1 protein-coding gene is annotated in these 1,669 nt (G+C 29.6%); it reads right to left on the bottom strand.

Features of this window, described 5'->3' with window-relative positions; all coding sequences use genetic code 11:
• Nucleotides 1-53: 53 nt before the first annotated feature.
• Entirely contained in the window at nucleotides 54-1,316 is a 1,263-nt protein-coding gene (gene arsL / locus ACW2QF_RS18360; protein WP_455717466.1) for an arsinothricin biosynthesis radical SAM protein ArsL, read from the bottom strand.
• Between the last annotated feature and the right edge of the window lie 353 nt (nucleotides 1,317-1,669).

The raw sequence follows: 1,669 nt of genomic DNA, 5'->3' as shown, positions 1-1,669 counted from the left end.
CTACAGCATAATTATTCATACCTTACCTCCAAGTTTTCTTTTTAATTATAGTTCTAACATTTTAAGCAACAACGTTTAAACACTCCCGTTTCAATAGGAGTGACCATATGACTGTATACTTCATCGACTCTTGAGTCAGGATGTTTCCATTCGTAGTTGAATTCATTTTCGCTTAGTTCTAGCATTTTAATTGAGTCACGATTCAATAATGGGGAACCTTTATATATGTGAAGTCGTGTCTCATACTGAATTGGATCTATAATCTCATCTAATTTATTTTTATATACGAATGCTTTAAACTCAATTAAATCTTCTAATTTAATCCATGGATTAAATAAAATAAATGTAGGATTAATTTGAATGTTCTCTTCTTTTAAGAAAGTAATAGCATCCTCAATATCCAGTAAAGTAATTTCTTTGTCAATCTCATTAACCACTTCTTGACAAGGAAATTCAACTGCTGTTGTTATGAATACTAATCCTAAATCTTTCATTTCAGATATTGTTTCTTTGTTTTCATTAATGTGATCAACTCTGGTGGTAAAATCAAATGTAAGGCCAGGGAACTCATCATGGATCATTTTCATAATTTTTATCCCATGATTTTTAGAATTAAAAAAATCAGCATCCATAAAAGTCAAATGTGTCATACCTTCATGAATCATATTTCTAACATCTGTTAATATGATTTCTTCTGGGATGATTTCAACCTTACCATCATATGAAGCGAAAACAGAACAATACAAACATTTGTGATGACAACCACGAGAAGTCTCAGTTCCTCCAACTATTTGGGTAGAACCACAAAATTTATTAATCTGTCCCTGCGGATATTTGTATAGAGGAGGAAGTAAATCCCTATGTGGTAGGTAGAACTTTTGCGGCGCATTAACTATATTGTTGTTTTCTTGAGATGATGAGTATGTATAGTGATTTTTAGATAATTGCTGAGCTAATAAAACTAATTCATTTTCCCATTGTCCTATAAGACATGAATCGCAATACTTTGGAGCAAGTCTTGAAGCGTTTATTGAGGCATATTGACCAAAAAATGAAATGTGAGCGTTCTTATTCACTTCTTTAACGGTCTTCGCAATTTCTATTCCAGAATATAATGAATCGAATAATGGTATTGAAATTGCGACCAGATTAGCGTCTTTTAAAATGTCTTCTCTAACCCCATCAACATAAGTATCAAGTATAGAAGTATCAAATCCATTCTTACTAAGTGCAGCGCATGCAGTAGCAGCACTAATAGGTTGATATCCTCCCTCAAAACTTGATACAATTAAAACTTTAAGATTATTGCCGTTCATTAATTATTACCTCCTTAATTTTTTATACTGCAAAGTCAAAAAAATAATTTACTATTTTTACCAAATTATACATTTGATTTTATATTAATGCAACTATTTTTTTGAATTAAAATTAGATAAAATAAATAAGTAAATCAAATTAGTATAATTTGACATTATCGTCCTTATAAATTATATTAAGAATAGTACATGAATATATGAATGAGGTGAATATATGAATGAAGTATCAATAGACAAGTTAGAATCTTTTTTTAAACTTTTGGGAGATAAGTCAAGATTAAAGATATTGAACATATTAAATGATAACGAAATATGCGTTTGTAATATTGTAGATAATTAGATTTAAGTCAACC

It is taken from the genome of Anaerosporobacter sp. (genome assembly GCF_965301125.1).
This window is presented reverse-complemented; position numbering and strand designations above follow the sequence as displayed.